Source organism: Bordetella genomosp. 11 (genome assembly GCF_002261215.1).
Classification (GTDB): domain Bacteria; phylum Pseudomonadota; class Gammaproteobacteria; order Burkholderiales; family Burkholderiaceae_B; genus Bordetella_C.
In genome coordinates this window covers 3808607-3830675 of record NZ_NEVS01000004.1, presented here as the reverse complement: position 1 = coordinate 3830675, position 22069 = coordinate 3808607, and the positions used below count along the sequence as shown (strand labels likewise).

Genomic DNA, 22069 nt, shown 5'->3' with positions numbered 1-22069 from the left:
GATGTTTTTCCTTCAAGCAAGGCGTTTGCGAAGCGCGAGATAAAGCGCGAAATTGGCCACGCCGAAACCCAGCATGACGTAGCCGAACGCGGCGGGCCGATGCCCGGTCAGCGGACCGATCGCCTGGGCGGCCAGCGCCGCGCAGGAAAGCTGCAGGAAGCCCGCCAGGCCGGACGCGCTGGCCGCATGCCCCGGCACGGCCCCGACGGCGGCGGCCGTGCCCAGCGGCAGCAGGAAACCATTGGCGAAGGTCAGTGCGGATATGCCGGCCAGCAACAGGGCGGTGGACGCCGGCAGCAAGGCCAGCCCCGCGCCCAGCGCCAGCCCTGCTCCCAGGAACAGGCAGCAGCCGTAACGGTAGAGCGCCGCGCTGCCGACACGCGAGGCGTATGCCCGCGCGACGGTATTGCCGACGACATACGCGATGGACAGGCTGATGTAGGCGTAGCCCAGCCCGCTTGCCGGCACGCCCTGCGCCAGCAACAGGAAGGCCGACTCCGACAAGTACGCGAAATAGGCAGCCTGCGATACCGCGATGATGGCGGTATTCAAGCGAAAGGCCGGAGCCCGCAGCAGGCCGAGATAGCCTTCGAGCGTGCGCCGTGCCCAGCCGCCGGATGCCGCCGGCCGCGGCGGGCTTTCGGGTAGCGTCGCGTGCGCCAGGAGCGCCAGTCCCGCCCCGAATGCCGCGGTGAACAGAAAGCATGACTGCCAGCCCAGCGACGCATACAGCAGCTGGCCCAGCACGGGCGCCAGCGCGGGCGACATGCCCACCGCGATGGAAACGCCCAGGAAGAAATTGCGCAGGCTGTCGCCTTGGAGGAAATCCGCCGCGATGGCGCGGCCGACCACGATGGCGCCGCAGGCGCCGGCGGCCTGCAGGGCCCGCCAGGCCAGCACGGTGTCGAAGTCGTCGGTATAGGGAATCGCCAGCGACGCGATGGCATACGCGGCCAGCGACGCCAGCAGCGGGACGCGCCGGCCGATCGCGTCCGACAGCGGGCCGTGGACCAGTTGGCCGGCGGCCATGGCGTACAGGAACACGCTGAACATTGCCTGGATGTCCGTGGCGCTGCGTTCGTAGACCCGCGACAGGGCGGGAACGGCGGGCAGGAAGATGTCCGTGGCGACGAAGCCGCACACGGACGTCAGTGCGACCAGCAGAGACAGATGGCGTGGGGGCGCCACGGCGGTCCCGCTACGCCATGGCATGAACCTTCCTCTGCATCGAACGCTGAATCGCCGCCTCGATCAAGGCGGCCACTGCCGCTGCGGTCGGTGTCTGGTACACGGTGTAGTGATCCGCCGCGACGTCCTGAACGTGCAGCCACTTCAACAGCGAGGGCCACCCTTGCAGGCTGTCGCGGGTATTTCCCGTACATCGGATGAACAGCGACGGGCCTTCGAAGATTTCCGTGGGCTCGTGCGTTTCGGCCGCCTGGTTATTGGCGATCCACATCGCCAGTCCCTGCTCGACATCGCGCAGCGTGGCGCCCGCCGGCAAATGGCCGCCGTGGATGCCCATGTCCAGCAGCAGCAGATTGCGCCTGCCCACGGGCATGGCGCCGAGCTCGCCGCGGGAAGGCGCCTGCGGGCCGCCGTTGACGAGCTTGCGCGCATAGCTGGCGATGAAGTCCAGCGTATCGGCGCCGGTGGGGCGGCTGATGTAGGTGTCCAGCAGGACCAGCAAGGCGGGCTCGATACCCAGCGACTGCAGGTGGACGGCCATTTCGTAGGCGACGTTGCCGCCGAAACTGTAGCCGCACAGAACGACGGGCCCATCCGGCTGCTGCGCCAGCACCTCTTGCGCATAGCGTCGGGCCATGCGCCGCATGTCCGTTTCATAGGCGCCGGCATCGTCCAGCGGTTCGCAGGCAATGCCGTAGGATTCCATCGCGTTGGCGGATTGCGCGATGTCCCGGTAGCACCAGATACCGCCGCCGGCCGGGTGTACGAACCATACCCGCTGCGCGCCGGCTGGCCCCCCGAGCCTGGCGACGCTGGCGGGCAAGGGGCGCGTGCCCGTATCCAGGACGGCGGCTTCGACCATCCTCGTCAAGGCCCCCAGCGTGGGTTGCGCGAACAGGGCGCCGGCGGAGAGTTTCAAATCGAAGTCGCGGTTCAGCGTGGCGATCAACTGCATCGCCAGCAACGAATGGCCACCGGCGCGGAAGAAATGACTGTCGTCGCCGCGGTCCAAAGGCAGCAGCCCGGCCCAGGCGGCCCGCACGCGCGCCGCCACGTCGTCCGGGACGGACGGGGACTGCGTGGCCTGCGCGCTACCGCCGGCGGCAGGTTCGAGCGAGGTCGCGGCGGGTACCGGCCGCATCGACCGCGAGGCGCTCAGCAGGCGCACGGCGGCGCGATCGCGTTTGCCGTTCGGAAGCGCGGGCAAGGAATCCAGCCGCGTATACAGGAGCGGCTGCATGAAAGCGGGCAGGGCCGCCGCCATGGCGGCGCGGGCGGCCGCCTCGTTCCAGTCCGCCGCCGGGATGTCCAGGAAGACCTCGATCTGCTGCGCGTCGTTGACGATGGCAACGGCCGCCCGCAGCGCCGGGATGGACCGCAGCAGCGCATGTTCGATTTCCTCCGGCTCCACGCGCAGCCCGCGCAGTTTTACCTGGTTGTCCGTGCGCCCGAGGAACACATAATCGCCGAGCGGATCGCGCATGACCCTATCACCCGATCGATACGTGCGCCCTCCGGTCGGCGAGATGCCGAAGCGGGCCGCCGTCAGTTCAGGCTGGCCGTGGTAGCCGCTGGCGACGCCGGGACCATCGATGATGAGTTCTCCCGATCCGTCCGCCGCGTCGGCGTCGATATGGAACGAGGTGCCCGGCAACGGTCGTCCCAGTGGGACCGGATCGCGCATATCGGTGTCGCCCGGCCTGCACGCATGGTAGGCGCATTGCACGGTGGCTTCCGTGGGCCCGTACAGGTTGACGACCGGGATGGGCAGGTGCGCCTGGATTCGCGTCACCAACTGGCGCGGCAAGGGCTCGCCGCCGCTGAAAAGCAGCCGCAGGCTGGCCAGGTCGCGCAGCGCCGCCGGCTCGGCCAGGACCTGCAGCATGGCCGGTACGGCCTGCAGCAACGTGGCGCCGTGGCGGCGTGCCGCCTGCGCGATGGCGTCGGGCGTGTTGTCGGCGATGACCATGGTGGCGCCGACCATCAACGGCGCAAGATATTCCCAGACCGAAGCGTCGAAAGCGGTGGGTGTCTTGTGCAGGAAAACGTCTTGCGCGCTGCACGCGAATTCGCGGATGAACCAGTTCATCTGGTAGGCGAGGGCATCGCGGGATACCACCACGCCCTTGGGCCGGCCGGTGGACCCGGAGGTATACAGCAGGTAGCCGGGGCATGCACCGTCGACCGGCTCGCCGGCGAGCCGCGCCGGCGCGGTGCCGGGTGCGGCCAGTTCGTCGATCGGGAGGGCGTTGCGCGGACTAAGGCGGCGGGTCGCGCCGTCGCAGATCACATGGTGCGCTCCGCTATCGGCGATGTACAGCGCAAGCCGTTCCTCGGGGTAGGCGGGATCCAGCGGCAGGTAGGCGGCGCCGCACTTCAGTATGCCCAGCATCGCGATGACCCATTCGATGGAGCGGTCCAGCGCGATGCCGACCGTGCTGCCCGGCCCGGCCCCGTGGGCGTGCAGGCGCGCGGCCACTCGTTCGGCGGCAAGCTGCAGTTCAGCGTACGAACATGTGCGATCGCGATGCAGGATGGCGGGGCGCGCCGCCATGGCGCGCGAGACGAGGTCGAAGTGATCGAGAGGAGTAGGCGTGCGCATGGCGGACTTCCTTTCAACCATTGACGATGCGGGGCCGGTCGTCGGCGAGATATTTCGCGTGCTGTGCGAGCGAACGCACATTGACTGTCTTCATCAGCCAGCGATTGCGCTGGGCTTCCGGGTCGCGCACGAGGCCGACGTCCTTGTTGTGCAGGCAATCGTTGTTGGCGGCGCCCACCAGATCGCCCGGCAGGATTTGCACGCGCTTCTTCAGCTTGTGCAAGGCCGCGATCAGCGCTTCGACGGCGCGGCTGGCACGCGGGGTCAGGCCGCGCGTGCGGTTCTCGAAGAAGCGGATATCCGTGGGAGTGGCGCCGCCCAGCACCGGATGGACGTCGGCTTCGCCCAGCCTGACCTTGCTGTTGTGCATCGTCAGGTCGTCATACGGCGTATGGAATTCCTCGCGCCGCAGATCGGCGCGGATCTCGTCGCCCACTTCGGCCAGCAGGTCCTTGTTGCGGACGTAGGACGTATAGATCTGGTTTTGCGGCGAAGCACGCAGGCCCAGGATGTTGACCCAGTCCGGACGCACGAAATGATTGGCCAGGTCCTTGTGGAAGTAGATCGGATTGATCGCCTTCTGGGACTGCGTCTGCGCCAGGCTTTTCTTGGGATGGATGTCCTGGAAGATGTCGCCATCGTTGACGTTGGCGTAGCCGATCGGCTCCTGGCCCATCAGCCGGGCATACAGCAGCAGGAAGGCTTCCGCGACGTAGGTTGTCTTGCGGGCGCGCTTGTCGCCCACAGGGTCGTCGAAGTCCAGGTAGGGGAGTTCGGGGTCTATCGGGCAATTTCGCAGCACGACGTAGGGATCTTCGTAGCTGTCGGCATCGCGCCGCCCGGCGCAGCAGTCCAGGAAAGCCGCCGGCACATGGCCGTCGCGGATCACGGCATCGACGTGCGCTTCAAAATCGCTGTAGCGCACGTAGGGATTGGCCTCGATCGCCATAAGCGCGCGTTGCAGGCGCGTGGAGTCCTCGGGGGTGAAGCAAAAATCGACGGTTAGTTCCATCATGGGCAGACCTCGTGCGGCGGGATGACCGGATGGGGCATCCGGTTTGGCCGCGGCAGAGTAGGAGAGGCTCCGCGCCCAGCCTGGCTAGACCGTGGAATATCGGACCTGCTTACCCAGGCCCTTCCAGATCCAGGACTAATCCCCGGTACATGGACATCGGTCCTATCAGAGGTATCCCTAGCTTTCCGCTGTGGCTACGCAGGGCTACGATTTCGTTCAGTTAAAAGTCAGTTAGTTGTTTGTTTTTTGAAAGGAAGTTACCGCCGGGGATGACGCGCCCCGCCCGCCCCTCGGCGGCGACGGCATGCAGCGAGACAGAAGATCCGCACAGCGTCCAGGGCGACCGCCCCCCGGCCCGGCCTGATCGCCGGTTGCGCATATCGATAATCAAGGGAGGCAGCGTGGATCTTCTGCAGAATCTCGCCCTGGGTTTTTCGGTCGCGGTATCGCCGGAGAACCTGCTCTATGCATTGCTCGGCTGCGTCCTCGGCACCCTGGTCGGCGTGCTGCCCGGCCTGGGGCCGGTTCCCACCATCGCGATGCTGCTGCCCATCACTTACGTGCTGCCGCCGATCGCCGGCCTGATCATGCTGGCGGGCATTTACTACGGCACGCAGTACGGGGGTTCCACGACGGCCATCCTGGTCAACCTGCCGGGCGAAACATCGGCGGTGGTGACCACGCTGGACGGGCATCAGATGGCGCGCAACGGGCGGGGCGGGGCCGCCCTGGCATTGGCGGCCATCGGGTCTTTCTTCGCCGGCACGGTCGCCACCACCATCATCGCCGCCTTCGCGCCACCGTTGGCGGAGGTGGCGTTCAAGTTCGGCCCGGCCGAATACTTCTCCTTGATGGCCCTGGGCCTGATCGGCGCCGTGGTGCTGGCGTCCGGTTCCATCCTCAAGGCCATCGCGATGATCATTCTCGGCCTGCTCCTGGGCATGGTGGGTACGGACGTCAATTCCGGTGTCGCGCGCTACGACTTCGGCATCGCGGAACTGCAGGACGGCATCGACTTCGCCATCGTGGCGATGGGCGTGTTCGGCTTCGCCGAGATCATGAGCAACCTGGAGTTGAAGGATAAGCGCGTCGAGGTCTCGGACAAGGTAGGGTCGCTCTATCCGAGCCGGCGTGAATTCCGCGAAGCGGCGCCCGCCATTCTGCGCGGCACGGCGCTGGGATCCTGCCTGGGTATTCTTCCCGGCGGCGGGGCGGTGCTGTCGGCATTCGCGTCCTACACGCTGGAAAAGAAGGTGTCGCGTGAACCGGAGCGTTTCGGCAAGGGGCACCCGGCCGGCCTGGCGGGACCGGAATCGGCCAACAACGCCGGCGCGCAGACCTCGTTCATTCCGCTGCTGACCTTGGGCATCCCTGGCAATGCGGTGATGGCGCTGATGGTGGGCGCGATGACGATCCATAACATCCAGCCCGGACCGCAGGTGATGTCCAGCCACCCCGACCTGTTCTGGGGCCTGATCGTGTCGATGTGGATCGGCAACATGATGCTGGTGATACTGAACCTGCCGCTGGTGGGGCTGTGGATCAAGCTGCTGAAGGTGCCGTATCGCGTCCTTTTCCCCGCCATCCTGGTGTTTTGCACCATCGGCGTCTATTCGCTGAACTACAACGTCTTCGATATCTTCGTCACGGCGGTGTTCGGTGCCATCGGCTATCTCTGGTCCAAGCTGAAGTGCGAGGGCGCGCCCTTGCTGCTGGGCCTGGTGCTCGGTCCGATGATGGAAGAAAATTTCCGCCGCGCGCTGCTGCTCTCGCGAGGCGATTTCCTGACCTTCGTGCAGCGCCCTCTTTCGGCGAGCCTGCTCGCCGCCGCGCTGGCGCTGGTGGTGATCGTCGCGCTGCCGTCGATACGCAAGAAGCGGGAACAAACCTTCGTCGAGGACAACTAGGCGCACGCCCCCTCCGCTTCATATCGTGCCCTGCAACGCCAGCCGTTGCAGGCATTCCATATCGAAGGTCTCCACGCATCGCACGACCTCGTCGTAGAAGCCGGTGTATCGCGGATATACCGCGCGCGTCTCGACAACCCAGTTTTCGATTTCGGACAGCTCGCCGTCGCGGGCGAGCCGCGACAGCACCAGGCGCACGGCCAGCGGCGGCGCTTCCAACTGCGGCGTGGCCGTGGCCTGCGCGGGTGCCCGGCCTATCTGGCGGGTAGGTACCACGGAGGGATCGGCCAGTGTGACGGGGATCGTCAACGAGAACCGGTTGCCGCTTTCCGGCGAGCTGTCCAGCTGCACGGTGCCGCCCATGCTCTGAACGATGCGTTCGACTATGAACAGGCCCAGGCCCGTGCCGGATTCGCGCCGATGAAGCTGCTTGAACGCGACGAAGATCCCGGCCTGGTCGCGCGCCGGGATGGGCGGCCCGTCATTGAAGACGCTTACATGCAGATCGGCCTGGCGGTCCGCGCGGCGGTGTACCTGCGCATCCAGCCGCACGATGCCTTCGGTGGTGAACTTGGAGGCATTGCTCAGTAGATTCAGCACAGCCTGCCGCAGCCGCTTGCCGTCCACCCATACCGCGGCCGGCAACGTGGGAGCGGGCAGGTATTCGAATGTGTTGCGCTGCTCCGTGCACAAAGCGATTCCGAAGTGTGCCAGTTCTTCCATCAGCCCGGGCAGGCGCGTTTCTTCCGGCCGCACGGCGAAGGGTTGCAGCTCGGACTTGCTGTAGGCGAGAACCTCTTCGATCAATCCGAATTGATGGCTGATACTGCGCTCGATGATGTCGAGATAGGCGTGCTGCGCCGGCGCGGCGGCTTGCCGCAGCAGGCGGATATAGCCGCTGATGATGGCGAGCGGCGCGCGCAGGTCATGCCCGACATAGCTGAGGATGGTCGCCTGGCGCTCGGCGTCCGTCGCGGCGGACGCGGACAGCGCTTCCCTGGCGGGCGATGGCGCAGTAACGGGCGGGGGCGCAGGGGTGGACGGTGACGCAGGGGCGGGCTGTGGAGTAGGGAAGCGCTGTGGGGTAGGGGCGGACTGTGGCGCGGGGGAGGGCGGCTGGGACCCCGCCGGGGAAACGCGGGGCGTGGAAACCGTTCCCGGATCCGGCGGCGCAGACACACGGTGCAAGGCGAGCATCCGGAACCGTTGCGATGGCCCTAGTTGACGCACGGCCCACAGCGCCAGGGCGGTAAGGGTGGCGGCCATGGCCAGCAGCGCGAGGCTGGGCGAGCCGGAACTCAGAATGAAGGAAATCGGGACCAGCGGCGTGTCCAGCAGCGGGCCGGTGGTCCTGATCATCGCATCGGCGACGATGAGCAGGGCGGAGGTGCATAGGAGGGCGGCAGTCGGAAACGCATGCCGCGCCAGTGCCGGGGAGGGCGACGTGCGAGCCCTGCGCACCAGCAGGACGGCAGAGGCCACCATGCATGCACCGAATGCGCCGGACAAGGCCTGGAACAACCCGACGGTGGCGGGTAGCGATAGCAGCGCGCCATGGGCGGGGAAGAACATGGAGAGCGGCAATCCCGCGCACAACGCCACCGTAACCCCGGTGTAGACGCCCGAGCCGGGCACCGGCACCAGTTCGCGCCGGCTCGCGCTGCGGACGAACAGCGCGCACAGCGCCAGGTAGGCGAAGTCCAGTGTCAGCTCCAGGCGATAGCCCCATGTGGCGTCCAGCGGCCACAACAGTTGCTGCAAATATTCGCGAGCCGCGGCTTCGCGCGTAAGACCCGCGGCGGTGATTCCCGCTATCCACAGGAACGGAGGGCGCCCGGCCATGACGCCGATGATCAGCATGCACCAGACGAGGGCGCCGGCCGCGCCGGCCAGGAGGCCGTCGGCGCCGCCTGTTATGGTTCCCGCCATGGAAAAAAGATGCGAGGTGTACAGGATCGGATATAGCCGGGAAGGGGTCTGGCTTTTGATTTTTATCCAAATGCGCACCGATTCGCCCGGCGCCATGTCGAGCAGAAGGGTAGGAAAGCGACCCAGGTCGTCCTGTTCCAGGATAGGGACAAGCGTACCCGCGCGCCCATGGTGGATCCGGTCGCGTTGCTCCAGGTAGAAATCGACGTTTTCCAGGTTGGGCGGTCCGGCCACCAGCACCAGGTGACGCGTCACATCGGACGCATTGGTTATCGCGGTCCGCAGCCACCATGCCGAATGTGGGTGCCGGTCGGTGCGGACATGGCTTTCCACTTTGTGGAAAACGTCGGGCTCGTCCATCGCGAGCCTTCGAACTCCGTCGAAATCGAGCCGCCCGGTACGGTCTTCGTAGGCCTCGACAGCGGGCCGCAGGGCAAGCGCGAACTCCGGTTCGCCGGGTAGCACCAGCGCCGCGGCGACGGGCGGCACCCATATGCCGAACCAGAACGCGAGCAGGAGAGCGCCATTGACAAAGCGTGTTTTGGGTGCCCGCATCTGGGGATGGCCTGTGCGTCGAAGTGACGCGGTACGCAATCACGTTGTGTCGGGTCCTTTATGGCGTATTCCAATGGACGTCACCATAAGGACAGGTATCGGGGAATACTGCAATAAATCGTCGCGATACGCCAGTTGTTCTTCCCACGGCGTGCCGGTAACGCGATGTGAGGGGTATAGAACTGCAATGAACCGCGATGCGCGGTGCACATTTTTGGCCTTGTACGACGGCGCAGGTATGCGACTTGCCGACATGGGCGGTTTTGTCTGCCTTCCTGGAGATCGACATGCCCTCAACTACGCCACACGCACCGTCCATCGGCGACGACGGCTTGAACCGGCCGGCGCGGCGCAACTTCCTGGCCGGCATCGGCGCGGCCGGATTGTCGGCCAGCGCGGCGGCGCATCTCGTCGCCGACGCCGCCCCGAGCCCGGCCGACGCATCCCTGAAAAATCCGCCCGCATCCGGCGTGCCGGAAGGAGCCATTCCCATGCGCTTGTCAGTGAACGGTCAAACTCATGACGTGAATCTCGATCCCCGCACGACGCTGCTGGACGCCCTGCGTGAACATCTGCAACTGACGGGCACGAAGAAGGGCTGCGACCACGGGCAATGCGGCGCGTGCACGGTGCACGTCAACGGACGGCGCGTGAATTCCTGTCTTAGTTTTGCCGCCGCGCATGAAGGCGACACCATCACCACCGTCGAGGGACTGGGCCAGCCCGGACACCTGCATCCCATGCAGGCGGCCTTCGTGCAGCACGATGGCTACCAGTGCGGCTATTGCACCTCCGGACAGATCATGTCGGCGGTCGCCATGATGCGCGAGCCCTGGGGGCCGGACGACGCCGCCGTGCGCGAAGCCATGAGCGGCAACATCTGCCGCTGCGGCGCTTATCCCAACATCGTCGCCGCCATCCAGGACGTGCGCCGCAAGGCCTAGGAGAATGCCATGGAAATGTTCCGATTGACACGGGCGGCCGATGTGCAGGACGCCGTGCGCGCCGGGGCCGCCGCGCGTACCGCGCAGCAGGGCGCCGATATCCGCTTTCTGGCGGGCGGCACCACCCTGGTCGACTTGATGAAACTGGACGTGGAGCGCCCGGGGCAGGTCATCGACATCAGCCGCCTGTCGCTGGACCGCATCGAGGCCGCGGACGACGGCGGCTTGCGTATCGGCGCCATGGTCCGCAATGCCGACCTGGCCAATGACGAAAGGGTCAAGCGCGATTACGCCGTGTTGTCCCAGGCGCTGCTTGCCGGCGCCTCGGCGCAGTTGCGCAATATGGCGACCACCGGCGGCAACCTGCTGCAGCGCACGCGCTGCGTGTACTTCCGCGATACGGCGGCGGCCTGCAATAAACGTGATCCCGGTTCGGGCTGTGCCGCCATCGGCGGATACAACCGCAATCTCGCCGTGCTGGGCACCAGCGATCACTGCATTGCCAGCAACCCTTCGGACATGAACGTCGCCATGGCCGCGCTGGAGGCCACCGTGCACATACAGGGTGTGCAGGGCACGCGGGCGGTGCCCATCGGCGACTTCCATACGCTGCCGGGCGATACGCCGGAGCGAGAGCATGTGCTGCTGCCGGGCGACCTGGTGACGCACGTAACGCTGCCCGCGCCGGTACCCGGCAGCCGTTCGGTCTATGTGAAGCTGCGCGACCGGGCCTCGTACGAATTCGCGCTGGCATCGGCTGCCGTCGTGTGCGTGGTCAGCCAGGGAACGATCTCGCACGCGCGCGTGGCCCTGGGCGGTGTCGGGACAAGACCGTGGCGCTCCCCCGAGGCCGAAGCCGTTCTGCTGGGCAAAGCGCCCGGCGAGCAAACCTTTCGCGCCGCCGCCGATGCCGCCTTGAAAGATGCGCGCCCGCAAAGCCAGAATGCGTTCAAGATCGAACTGGCGCGGCGTTGCCTGGTGCATACCCTGAAACAGGCCACGCAGGCCGCCTAAGACAGGAGTCCGAGTCATGAGCACAGTCGCAGAGGGCGCGCGCTCGCAGGCCGCGCAGATCATCGGCCGCGATACGCCGCGCGTGGATGGCCCGCTGAAGGTCAGCGGCAAGGCAATGTACACCTCCGATTTTCATTTTCCGGGCATGCTTTACGCCGTTCCGGTATGCAGCACGATCGCCAACGGGCGTATCGAGGCGCTGGACACGTCGGCGGCCCAGGCCATGCCCGGCGTCCGGTTGGTTCTTCACCAGGACAACATCGGCAAACTCTACCGCGTGCAGGGCGCCAAGGTGGACGAAGGACGTCCGCCCTTCCATGACGACGTCATACGCTACTACGGTCAATATGTCGCGGCGATCATCGCCGATACGTTCGAGCAGGCGACGGCGGCCGCCGCGGCGGTCAAGGTGCGATACAAGGAGGACACGCCTAACGTGGCCACGCGTTTGTCCGCGGACACGCCGCCCAAGGTGGGCAGCGAGCGCGGGCAGGCACAGTCCGCTTTCGATGCCGCCGAAGTCAAGGTGGACCATACCTATGTCACACCGGTGGAAACGCACAACCCCATCGAACTGCATGCCACGGTCGCCGTGTGGGACGGTTCAAGCTACACCCTCTACGAGACATCGCAGGCGGTGGACAACCACAAGGCGGTTATGACGCAGTCGCTGGGGACGACGCCGGACAAAGTACGCGTGATCACGCACTTCCTGGGATCGGGCTTCGGCGGAAAGCTGTGGCCCTGGCCGCACTGCATGGTGGCCGCGGTGGCGGCACGGCAGCTGGACCGTCCAGTCAAGCTGGTCGTGTCGCGGCAGATGATGTTCCAGAACGTCGGCCATCGGCCCATCACGCAGCAGCGTATACGCCTGGGCGCGACGGCACAGGGAAAGCTGGTGTCGCTGCAGCAGGACTATGTGAACCAGACATCGATCCTGGACGATTACGAAGAGGATTGCGCCGAGGCCACGCCGCATATGTACAGCACGCCGAATCTGCGCGTGACGGCGGCGCTGTGCCGGCGGCATATGGGCACGCCCACGGCGATGCGCGGTCCGGGCGCGGTGCCCGGCCTTTTCGCCCTGGAATCGGCGATGGACGAGCTGGCGGTGGCCCTGAACATGGATCCCGTCGAATTGCGCCTGAAGAACGAACCGGACCATGACGAGGGTAACGGCCTGCCGTTTTCGTCGCGGCATTTGACCGAATCCGTACGGCAGGGCGCGGAGAAATTCGGCTGGTCGCGGCGTACTCCCGGCATCGGTTCCATGCGGCGCGACGACAGGATCCTGGGATGGGGCATGGCGTGCTGCTCGTGGCTGGGCGCGCGCCAGCCCACGCATGCGCGGGTGGAGCTGCGCGCGGACGGTTCGGCGCATGTCGCCTGCGGGACGCAGGACATCGGCACGGGCACGTACACCATCATGGCGCAGCTGGTCAGCGCCGAAACCGGTATTCCCGTCGATCGCATCGATGTGGCGCTGGGCGATACGGCCTTGCCGCCGGGACCGGTCTCTGGCGGGTCAACGGTAACGTCATCGGTGATTCCGGCGGTGTTCAAGGCTACGCGGGCAGCGGTGAAGTCCATGCTGCGCACGGCCTGCACAGGCGACGGCGCGGCGTTTTTCGGTCACAAGCCGGACGAGCTCGCGTTTACGAACGGGCAGGTGCACTTGAAGACCCAGCCCGCCGACAGCGGCAAGCCGTTCGGGCAGATCGTGGCGGCGGCCGACCTGCGCGCCATTGCCGGCGAGGGCAGCGAAACCGAGGGCAACTTCGGCAACGATCCGCTGAAGCGGAAGTACTCCATCAATTCCTATGGCGCGCATTTCGCCGAGGTCGAATGGCAGCCGGAAATCGCCCGCCTGCGCGTCAGCCGGGTCGTGACGGTGATCGATGCGGGCCGCATCCTGAATCCGCCGGCAGCCCGCAACCAGATCGAAGGGGCCGTGGTGATGGGGGTGGGCATGGCGCTGTTCGAGCACACGATGTACGACGAGCGCACGGGCAAGCCGATCAACAGCAACCTGGCGGATTACATCGTGGCGTCGAATGCGGACACGCCGGATATCGATGTGACCTTCCTGGATTATCCCGACCCGGTGTTGAACGAGCTGGGCGCGCGCGGCGTCGGTGAAATCGGCCTGGCCGGTACGGCGGCCGCGATCGCCAACGCCATTTACCATGCCACGGGTGTCCGGGTGCGCGAGCTGCCCGCGACCATCGAGGACTTGATGCGGGCGTGACGGGTGCCTGGCGGGAATCGACGTGCCACCGGGGCGGTTCCCGCCGGTATCAGGCCGTCACGGCTTCGTCCGGTTGGATTTCCGTCAGCACGCCGTTTTGATGTATGGCGGGCGCGCAGGCGTGGGCGATGTCCAGCAGGCGCGAGTCGGCGAAGCGCGGCCCGACCAGCTGGATGCCCAGCGGCAGGTTGCGCGCGCTTTTCCCCACCGGGATGCCGACGCAGGGAACATGCAGCAGCGTCCACATGGCATTGAAGGCGGGATTGCCCGTGTCCTGCAGCCCTTCCGGCGCCTCGCCGGTAGACGCGGGCGTGAGCACCGCGTCCAGATCCGCGCCGAACAGGCCATCGAAAGCCCGCCGGCACGATGCCGCCAGGTCGTAGGCCTGTACCAGCTGCGCCGGCGTGATCGCCCGCGTGTTCTCGACCATCTCGCGGAAGTCCTCGTGCAGCAGATGATGGCTGCCAAGGTAAGCCGGCAGGAATGCCGCGCGGCCTTCTCCGCGCATGATCGTTTGCTGCGCGGCATCCATGCCGTCGAAGGCGGGGGGCAGGTCCAGTTCCCGGACGATGGCGCCCTCGGCCTCCAGCCTGCGCGCGGCTTCCATCAAGGCCGCGCGTCCATAGGCGTCGGCCGAGGACCAGACCGGTGTGCGGCACAGCCCTATTTTCAGCCCGCGGACGCCGGCCGGCGCGGGCCCATCGGACTCCACCACGCGGAAGGCCCGGGCGACCAGTTGCAGGTCCTCCACCGAGCGGCCGTACCAGCCTATCGTATCCAGCGTGTGCGAATACATCTTCGCGCCTTCGCGGCTGACGATGCCGTGCGTGGGCTTGATGCCGTAGATGCCGTTGAAGGCCGCCGGACGGATATGCGAGCCGCCCGTCTGCGTTCCGAAGGCCAACTGCACCTGCTTGTCCCCTACCGCCGCGCCGGAGCCGGAGGACGAACCGCCCGGCGTATGCGCGGGGTTGTGCGGATTGCGCGTGACGGCACGGCGTCCGCCGGATGCGAATTCCACCGTATCGGTCTTGCCGACGATCAGCGAACCGCTGTGCCTGACCACGGCCACGCAGGCCGCGTCCTGGCCGGGGCGATGGTCGACGTGGATGGGGGAGTTGTGCTGCGTCGGCATATCGACCGTGTCGATCACGTCTTTCACGCCGAAGGTCAGCCCGTGCAGCGGGCTGCGCGGCAGACGCTTGTCCAGTTCGCGCGCATTGCGCACGATCATGTCTTCGTCGAACCAGCTCCAGGCGCGAACGTCCGCGTCGCGCGCGCGGATGCGGTCCAATGTCGATCGAGCCAGTTCCTCGCAGGACAACTTGCGCGCGGCGATCAGGGCGGAGGCCTCGGTGGCGGTCAGTTCATACGGTTCCATTATGGTTCCTCGCGGTTGGGCGATGCGACAGGAAGGTCGAATACAAAAGCCGGTTCGTGTTCCTTGGACGGCATGCGCGGGATCGCCATGCCGGTCCGGGTTACGGCGGATGAAAGCTCATGCATGCGCCGCATCATGGGTTCTGACAGGCGCAGGCCGTAGCGATCGCAGTGTGCCTGGATGTCGGCGGCGTTCCATAGCGGAGGGGAAGTCATGGCGAGGCTCCTATGATCAAAGGGAGGGGCGGCGGTCGCGCCAGGGCGTGGCCCGTTCGTAGGCGCGCGCGACCTGGTACACGCGCGCTTCGTCGAACCAGCGGCCGACGATCTGCGCGTTGGTCGGCAGGCCTTCGGCGTCGTGGCCGGTGCACACCGTCATGGCAGGGTGGCCGGATGCATTGAATGGCGGGCAGGCGTTCTCGCGCGTGTATGCGCGCATTGCCGGTTCGTCGGAGAACGGCGGCGCGACGCGAAACGCACAGGGGGCGACAAGCGCATCGACGGACCGGACCAGCGCATCGGTAGCGTGAGCCAGTTCACGCCTTCGCCGCTGCGCCGCCACATAGTCCACCGCGCGGGTCATGGCGCCGGACATCAGTTTGTCGCGCAGCGCGTAGCCCATATCGCCGGCGCGCCGGAGGAAATCGCCTTCATGTATGGATAGGGATTCGGTCCAATTGATGACCGAGGTGACGCTGCGGTATTCCGCAATGGGTTCGGGTAGCGCGACGTCGATCATACGTGCCCCGGCGTCGCGCAGTACCGCGACCATGTCCGCGAATGCGGCGGTATTGGCCTCGTCCATGACGCCGGGGTCGGCGCCGAGGTCGCGGACCACGCCTATCGTCATTCCGGCGACGCCGGTGTCCAGGCTGCGCAGATAGTCCGGGACCGGGCGATCGGCGGTCGCGTGGTCGCGGGCGTCGCGGCCGGCGATCACGCCGAGCACGATCGCGCTGTCTTCCACAGTCCAGGTCAAGGGCCCGGGCGTGTCCATGGTGTAGCAGTTGGGCAGGATGCCGTGCCGGCTTACCCGGCCGTAGGTCGGCTTCATGCCTTGCAGGCCGCAGGCCGCGGCAGGCAGGCGTACCGATCCCGTGGTGTCCGAGCCCAACGCGATCATGGCGGTGCCGGCCGCCACCGCCGCGCCCGCGCCGGTGGACGAGCCGCCGGTGAACCGATCAAGATCCCACGGATTGCGCGCGGGCTCGAAGGGCAGGTCGAAGTAGACGCCTCCATTGCCGGTACCGTACTCCCAGGTATTGAGCTTGCCCAGCATGATCCCGCCGGCCTCGTCGAGCTTGCGGACGGCCGTGGCGTCGTGTCCGGGGACGAAATCCAGCATCAGGCGGGAGGCGGCGGTGGTGCGGATGCCGCGGGTGTAGTAGTTGTCCTTGACCGCGTAGGGTATGCCATGCAGCGGCCCCCGATAGCGGCCGGCAGCGATGTCGCGCTCGGCCTGCAGGGCCTGGGCCCGGGCGCGGTCCGCGGTCACCAGCAGGTAGCTATGGACCTTATCGTCCACTGCGGCGATGCGATCGAGAAAGGCATCCACCAATGCCACCGGCGACACTTCGCGGCGCTGGATCAGGCGCGATGCCTGGCCGACGGACAAATGGAACAGCGGGGTGTTCATGGGCGTTGGTCTCCGGAGTGCGGGGAAGCGCCGGGCGGGCCGGCGTCGATCTATAGCGCCGGACGGCGGTCGCGCCAGCGCGTGGCGCGCTCGTAGGCGCGGGCGACGCGGAAGACCGTGGCTTCGTCGAAGTAGCGGCCGGCGATCTGGGCGTTGGACGGCAGGCCCGTGCCATCGAAGCCGGTACACACCGCCATCGCGGGATGGCCCGACAGATTGAATGGCGGGCACGCGGTATCGGCCGTATACGCCTTGACGCGGTCGAAATCCTCGATGGGCGGCGCGGTGTGGAAAGCACACGGCAGGATCAGTGCATCGACGCCGCGTATCAGCGCGTCCGTCGCGGAGGCGAGTTCGCGGCGTCGGCGCTGGGCCGCCAGATAGTCGACGGCGCGCACCATGAATCCGTTCATCATCTTGTCGCGCAGTGCCTGGCCCATCTGGTCGGCGCGCGTCATGAAGTCGTCTTCGTGGATGGAAAGGGACTCGGTCCAGTTGATCACGCTACTCGCCTGGCGATAGTCCGAAACGGCGGCGGGCAGCATGACGTCCACAATGCGCGCGCCGCCGGCCTCCAGGACGCGAGCCATGTCCTCCATCCCGATGCGATTGGCCTCGTCGACCTGCTCGCCTTCGGGGCCCAGGTCGCGGACCATTCCTATCGTCATGCCGCTAACGCCCGTTTCCAGGCCCGCGACGTAGTCGGGCACCGGCTGGCGGGCGCTGGCCGGATCGCGCGGATCGTGGCCCGCCATGGCCCGCAGCATCAGCGCGCTGTCTTCGACCGTCCACGTGAGCGGCCCGGGTACATCCAGCGTATAGCAGTTCGGCAGGATGCCGTGCCGGCTGACCCGGCCATAGGTGGGTTTCATGCCCTGCAGTCCGCACGCTGCGGCCGGCAGGCGCACGGAGCCGCCGGTGTCCGATCCCAGGGCGGCCATGGCCGTGCCGGCAGCCACCGAGGCTCCGGCTCCCGTCGACGAGCCTCCGGTGAAGTGCGCCAGGTTCCAGGGATTGCGCGCCGGTTCGAAAGGCAGATCGAAATGCACCGCGCCGGTTCCGGTGCCGTACTCCCAGGTATTCAGCTTGCCCAGCAGGATCGCGCCGGCCGCGCGCAGGCGCGTTATCGCCGTGGCGTCATGGTCGGGGACATGGTCCAGCAACAGCCGCGATGCCGCGCAGGTTCGCACGCCGCGCGTGTAGTAGTTGTCCTTGACGGCATAGGGAATGCCATGCAGCGGTCCGCGCCAGCGCCCCGCCAGGATGTCCTGTTCGGCGGCTTTCGCCTGCGCGCGCGCGGCATCGGCCGTCACCAGCAGGTAACTGTGCAGCCGGTCGTCCAACGCCGCGATGCGCGCCAGGAAGGCGTCGACCAGCTCCACGGGTGAGACTTTGCGGGTTTGCAGCAGGCGCGACGCTTCGCCCACCGAGAGAAAACACAGTTCATCGCCCATGCCCTGGACTCCTTCGTGCGGACCGCTCGCCGGTCCTGGATACATCGATCGCGCCGCTCCATCCGCCCGGTATGGCCGGCGCCATGCTTATCGCCATGCCACGGCCTGCGCGCGCGGGGGCGCCGCCGCGCCCATGCGGATGCAGCGGGCCGCATGGCCGCCACCGTGCAGGGCGAGCAGGCCGCGGTCCGCCGCGCCCACCGGTTCGCGCAGGGCAGGTACGCCGGCATCGCACTCCGGCTGGCGCAGGGTGCAGCGCGGCGCGAAGCAGCAGCCCGGCGGAAGATCGGCCAGGTCGGGCGGCGCGCCCGGGATCGGCTCGAGATCGTTGCCGCGCAGTCCGCCGTGCACGGTCGACTTCAAAAGCCCGCGCGTGTAGGGGTGGGCGGGCCGTTCCATGACATCCTCGATCGTTCCGGTTTCGACGAAGCGGCCCGCATACATCACGGCGACTTTGTCGGCGACCTCGCAGGCCACGCCCAGGTCATGCGTGACGAACAGGGTGGCCATGCCCAATTCGCGCTGCAGTTCGCGCAAGAGCAGCAGCACCTGGATCTGCACGGTGGCGTCGAGCGCGGTGGTGGGTTCGTCGGCCAGCAGCAGCCGGGGCCGGCAGGACAGGGCCAGCGCGATCATGGCGCGTTGCCGCAATCCTCCCGACAGCTCGTGGGGATACGCGGCCAGCCGGCGCGCCGCGGACGGTATCTGCACCAATTCCAGCAGATCCAGCGCCCGCCGCATGGCCTCGCGGTGGGTGGCACCCTCGTGCTGGCGCACCGTTTCGGCGATCTGCTGGCCGATGGTATAGACCGGATCCAGCGCGGTCAGCGGTTCCTGGAAGATCATCGAAATCAGCGAACCCCGTATACCTGGCAGTCTGCTCCGGGGCAGCGCGAGGATGTCGTGGCCGCCCACGCAGACCTGTCCGCCCAGGCGGGCGTTGTCCGGCAGCAGACGCATGAGCGCGCGCATGGTGACACTCTTGCCCGATCCGGACTCTCCCAGCAGGCACAGGACCTCGCCTTCGCGCAGCGAGAAGGAAACGCCGTTGACCACCGGCACGTTCATGTCGCGGTTGACGAACCGCACGGTCAGGTCGCGCACCCGGACAAGGGAATCGTCGATGCCTTCGGAAATAGCGTTCATGGTCGAGGTCTCCCTTCAGGCGCGCAGCCGCGAGATTGCGTCCGCGGCGATCGCGCTCGCCGTGCCGTCGCCTTCGCGCGCGTCGGGCCGAAGGCGCATGGCCTGGCTACGGTCGAGCGGGTAATGACAGGCGCTTAGATGGCCAGACTCGTCGTCCGCGGGCGTCAGCATGGGCATCTCGGCCGCGCAGCGGTCCTGCGCCCGCGGGCACCGGGTACGGAAACGGCACCCCGACGGCGGATCGATCGGATTGGGTGGATCGCCCGATAAGGGCGGGCTGCTGACGCGGCGCCGGGGATCCATCGACGGGCGGGATGCCAGCAGCGCGGCGGTGTACGGATGGCGCGTTGCTTCGTAGATGCGCGCGACAGGGCCGGATTCCACGATCTGGCCCAGGTACATCACCAGCACGCGGTCGCTGATGTATTGCACGACATTCAGGTCGTGCGAGATAAAAAGATACGTCAGGCCCAGCTCGCGCTTGAGTTCGCGCAAGAGATTCAATACCTGCGCCTCGACCGATTTGTCCAGCGCGGACACCGATTCATCCAGGATCAGGACGCGGGGTCCCATCGCCAGGGCGCGCGCGATGTTGACGCGCTGCCGCTGGCCACCGGATAGTTCGTGCGGATAGCGGCGCGAGTGGGTGTCGGGATCCAGCCCGACCATGCGCAGCAGGCTCGCCGCGCGCGCGCGCGCCTGTGTGCCGGACATGCCGGCCACCGTGGGACCGAAGGCGATGCTGTCGGCGATGGTCAGGCGCGGGTTCAGCGAGGCATAGCTGTCCTGGAATACCATCTGCATTTGCGCGCGCAGGTCCCGCACGCTGATCCCGCGCACTTCCGATACTTCTTCGCCGTCGAAGATGACGCGTCCGGAATCCGGACGCAGCAGGTGCATCAGCAGGCGTCCGGTGGTCGATTTTCCGCAGCCCGACTCGCCGACGATGCCGACCGTTTCCCCCTTGGCCACCTGGAAGCCGATCCCGTCCACGGCGCGCACGACGGAGCGCTGGCCGCGCAGGCCGGTCCTTCCGAGGTCGAAATGCTTTTTCAGGTTCTCCACGATCAGCATGGGTTGCGCCGGGCCGCCGCGGTCGCGCGGGTCGGGATGCCTGTCGAGCAGGCGCAAGGCGTCGGACGGCGGTGTTTCGCCGCGGGTTCTGAAGCGTGCGAACATGGCGGACTCCTCTCAGGCCTTGACGTCCATGGCGCTGCGCAGGCCATCGCTCATCAGGTTGAAACACATGGAGGTGACGAAGATCATGATCCCGGGCAGGATGGCGTTCAGGGGCGTGACGTAGATCGCCTGGCGCAGCGTATTCAGCATCAGCCCCCATTCCGCGTTCGGCGGATTGACGCCCAGTCCCAGGAAGCTCAGTCCGGAAGCAATCACGATGCTTACGCTGATCAGGCTCGACGCGTAGACCAGGATGGGCCCGATCACGTTGGACAGCACGTGTCCCCGAACCACGCGCAGGGCCGACGCGCCGGTGGCGCGCGCCGCTTCGACGAAATCCTGCTCGCGCACCTGGGTCGTTATGCTTTCGGCGATGCGGGCGATGGGCGGGATGAACACCAGCGTGAGCGATACGAGGCTGTTGAGCAATCCGGCGCCCAGGGCGCCCGAGATCGCCACCGCCAACAGCACGGAAGGGAAGGCATAGAACACATCGATCAGTCTCATGATGACCATGTTCCAGCGGCCGCCGGCAAAGCCGGCGGCGATGCCCAGCGTCCCGCCGATCAGCGTCGCGAGAACGACGGGAGCGAAGCCCGTGAACAGCGAAAGCCTGCCGCCGTAGATCAGGCGCGACAGCATGTCGCGGCCCAGTTCGTCCGTGCCCAGCAGGTGGCCCTGGTAGCCCGGCGGCTTCAGGCGCCGGATCATGCTCATTTTGTAGGGATCGTCCAGCCCCAGCCATGGCGCGGCGATCGCCAGCGCAATAATGGCCAGCAGGATCACCGCGCATCCGATGGCCACGGGGTCGCGCGACAGCCGCCGCCCCACCGTATGCCAGTAGCCGCGGCTGGGCCGGCGAAAGCTTTCCTGCGAAACCATCGGACGGGCAATGCCGGATAGGGAAGCGGTGTTTTCGCTCATGGCGTTTCCTTCAAGCGCGCTTGACGCGGGGGTCCACCAGCATCTGCAGGATGTCCACGACCAGGTTGGTGAGGACGAACAGCATCGCCAGTACCAGGATCGTGCCCTGCAGGATGGGCAGGTCGCGCGTAAAGATCGCCGCATTCAGCAGGAAGCCCGTACCGGGCCACGCAAAGACGGTTTCCACCAGGATCGAGCCGCCCAGCATCTGCGCGAATTGCAGACCCATGACCGCCATCACGGCGGGCGCCACATTCTTCGCGACGTGCGCGAGCACGCGCCTGCCGCTCAGCCCCTTGGCATACAGCGTCTGCACGAACTCCTGCTTGCGGATTTCGCCGACCGCGGCGCGCACGGACCGGGCGACGATGCCCATGGGGATGACGGACAGCGTGACCGCCGGAAGAACAAGATGCGCGATGTCCGGCGGCCCCATGCCGGTGGCGGGCAGCCAGCGCAGCTGCACCGAAAACAGCACGATCAGAACCATGCCCAGCCAGTAGTGCGGCAGCGATACACCGGTAACCGCCAACGCCGTCACGGCGCGGTCCACGGTGGGCCGCCGGGTATAGCCGGCCAGCGCGCCAAGGGTGCAGCCTCCGACGAAGGCAAGCGCGATGGCCACGCTGGCGAGCAGCATCGAGTTGCGTATCGCGGGCGCGATTTCCCATAGCACCGGTCGTCCCGTCTTGATCGACGTGCCCAGATCGCCGGTGGCCACGCGCTCCAGCCAAATGAAATACTGGACAGGCAGCGGCTTGTCGAAGCCATACGCCGCGCGAATTTCCTGGATGACCGCGGGCGAGGCATTTTCGGGCAGGACGGCGCTGATCGGGTCGCCCGGCGCCAGGTGCACCAGCGCGAAGCAGACGAGCGAAACGCCGATGGCGATGGGCAGGGTGTACAACAGCCGGCGTAGCAGATAACGCAGCATGGCACGATCCTCCG

The 22069-nt window shown here is 66.9% G+C and carries 16 protein-coding genes; 4 read left to right on the top strand and 12 right to left on the bottom strand.

Going from position 1 to position 22069, the window contains the following annotated elements; translation table 11 throughout:
• Positions 1 to 12 precede the first annotated feature (12 nt).
• From CAL28_RS24840 to CAL28_RS24830, 3 genes are read right to left on the bottom strand one after another with little or no spacing between them, the layout of a single operon-like run.
• Positions 13 to 1212: an MFS transporter gene (locus CAL28_RS24840; RefSeq protein ID WP_094843802.1), complete on the bottom strand. Its 1200-nt coding sequence runs from the start codon at positions 1210 to 1212 to the stop codon at positions 13 to 15.
• Positions 1199 to 3790 (bottom strand): amino acid adenylation domain-containing protein, encoded by a 2592-nt coding sequence (locus CAL28_RS24835; protein ID WP_176464106.1) that lies wholly within the window; start codon positions 3788 to 3790, stop codon positions 1199 to 1201. The genes CAL28_RS24840 and CAL28_RS24835 overlap by 14 nt, the downstream gene beginning before the upstream one ends.
• A 13-nt stretch (positions 3791 to 3803) precedes the next feature.
• Positions 3804 to 4805: a hypothetical protein gene (locus tag CAL28_RS24830; protein WP_094843800.1), complete on the bottom strand. Its 1002-nt coding sequence runs from the start codon at positions 4803 to 4805 to the stop codon at positions 3804 to 3806.
• A 401-nt stretch (positions 4806 to 5206) separates the two neighbouring features.
• On the opposite strand from CAL28_RS24830, the gene CAL28_RS24825 reads away from it, so the two are divergent.
• The gene (locus tag CAL28_RS24825; RefSeq protein ID WP_094844838.1) at positions 5207 to 6712 is read left to right on the top strand and encodes a tripartite tricarboxylate transporter permease; all 1506 of its coding nucleotides are present in this window, start codon (positions 5207 to 5209) and stop codon (positions 6710 to 6712) included.
• An 18-nt stretch (positions 6713 to 6730) separates the two neighbouring features.
• Here the strand turns inward: CAL28_RS24825 and CAL28_RS24820 are convergent, their stop codons facing one another.
• Positions 6731 to 9196 carry an ATP-binding protein gene (locus CAL28_RS24820; RefSeq protein WP_094843799.1) on the bottom strand — a complete coding sequence of 822 codons (2466 nt, stop codon included), beginning with the start codon at positions 9194 to 9196 and terminating at the stop codon, positions 6731 to 6733.
• A gap of 287 nt (positions 9197 to 9483) precedes the next feature.
• Here CAL28_RS24820 and CAL28_RS24815 point away from each other — a divergent pair, with 287 nt between their 5' ends.
• From CAL28_RS24815 to CAL28_RS24805, 3 genes are read left to right on the top strand one after another with little or no spacing between them, the layout of a single operon-like run.
• Positions 9484 to 10140 carry a (2Fe-2S)-binding protein gene (locus CAL28_RS24815; protein ID WP_176464105.1) on the top strand — a complete coding sequence of 219 codons (657 nt, stop codon included), beginning with the start codon at positions 9484 to 9486 and terminating at the stop codon, positions 10138 to 10140.
• A 9-nt stretch (positions 10141 to 10149) separates the two neighbouring features.
• A complete protein-coding gene (locus CAL28_RS24810) occupies positions 10150 to 11154 on the top strand; it encodes an FAD binding domain-containing protein (protein ID WP_094843798.1) in 1005 nt (334 codons plus the stop codon).
• Positions 11155 to 11170: 16 nt separating this feature from the next.
• Positions 11171 to 13402 carry a xanthine dehydrogenase family protein molybdopterin-binding subunit gene (locus tag CAL28_RS24805; protein WP_094843797.1) on the top strand — a complete coding sequence of 744 codons (2232 nt, stop codon included), beginning with the start codon at positions 11171 to 11173 and terminating at the stop codon, positions 13400 to 13402.
• Positions 13403 to 13451: 49 nt separating this feature from the next.
• Here CAL28_RS24805 and CAL28_RS24800 read toward each other — a convergent pair whose 3' ends face one another.
• The 8 genes from CAL28_RS24800 to CAL28_RS24765 form a co-directional block, all read right to left on the bottom strand.
• Positions 13452 to 14783, bottom strand: a complete 1332-nt coding sequence (locus tag CAL28_RS24800; RefSeq protein WP_094843796.1) for an amidase — start codon at positions 14781 to 14783, stop codon at positions 13452 to 13454.
• Complete coding sequence (locus CAL28_RS24795; RefSeq protein WP_094843795.1) at positions 14783 to 14998, bottom strand: hypothetical protein; 216 nt, start codon at positions 14996 to 14998, stop codon at positions 14783 to 14785. Before CAL28_RS24795 ends, CAL28_RS24800 begins: the two co-directional genes overlap by 1 nt.
• 16 nt (positions 14999 to 15014) lie before the next feature.
• Positions 15015 to 16418 carry an amidase gene (locus tag CAL28_RS24790; RefSeq protein ID WP_094843794.1) on the bottom strand — a complete coding sequence of 468 codons (1404 nt, stop codon included), beginning with the start codon at positions 16416 to 16418 and terminating at the stop codon, positions 15015 to 15017.
• A gap of 50 nt (positions 16419 to 16468) precedes the next feature.
• Positions 16469 to 17872 (bottom strand): amidase, encoded by a 1404-nt coding sequence (locus CAL28_RS24785; protein ID WP_176464104.1) that lies wholly within the window; start codon positions 17870 to 17872, stop codon positions 16469 to 16471.
• 87 nt (positions 17873 to 17959) lie between these two features.
• Entirely contained in the window at positions 17960 to 19018 is a 1059-nt protein-coding gene (locus CAL28_RS24780) for an ABC transporter ATP-binding protein (RefSeq protein WP_094843792.1), read from the bottom strand.
• Positions 19019 to 19033: 15 nt separating this feature from the next.
• The gene (locus CAL28_RS24775; RefSeq protein ID WP_254926329.1) at positions 19034 to 20092 is read right to left on the bottom strand and encodes an ABC transporter ATP-binding protein; all 1059 of its coding nucleotides are present in this window, start codon (positions 20090 to 20092) and stop codon (positions 19034 to 19036) included.
• Between the two features lie 117 nt (positions 20093 to 20209).
• Complete coding sequence (locus tag CAL28_RS24770; RefSeq protein WP_254926328.1) at positions 20210 to 21079, bottom strand: ABC transporter permease; 870 nt, start codon at positions 21077 to 21079, stop codon at positions 20210 to 20212.
• 52 nt (positions 21080 to 21131) lie between these two features.
• Positions 21132 to 22055, bottom strand: coding sequence for an ABC transporter permease (locus CAL28_RS24765; protein WP_094843789.1), 924 nt, complete (start codon positions 22053 to 22055; stop codon positions 21132 to 21134).
• Positions 22056 to 22069: the final 14 nt, after the last annotated feature.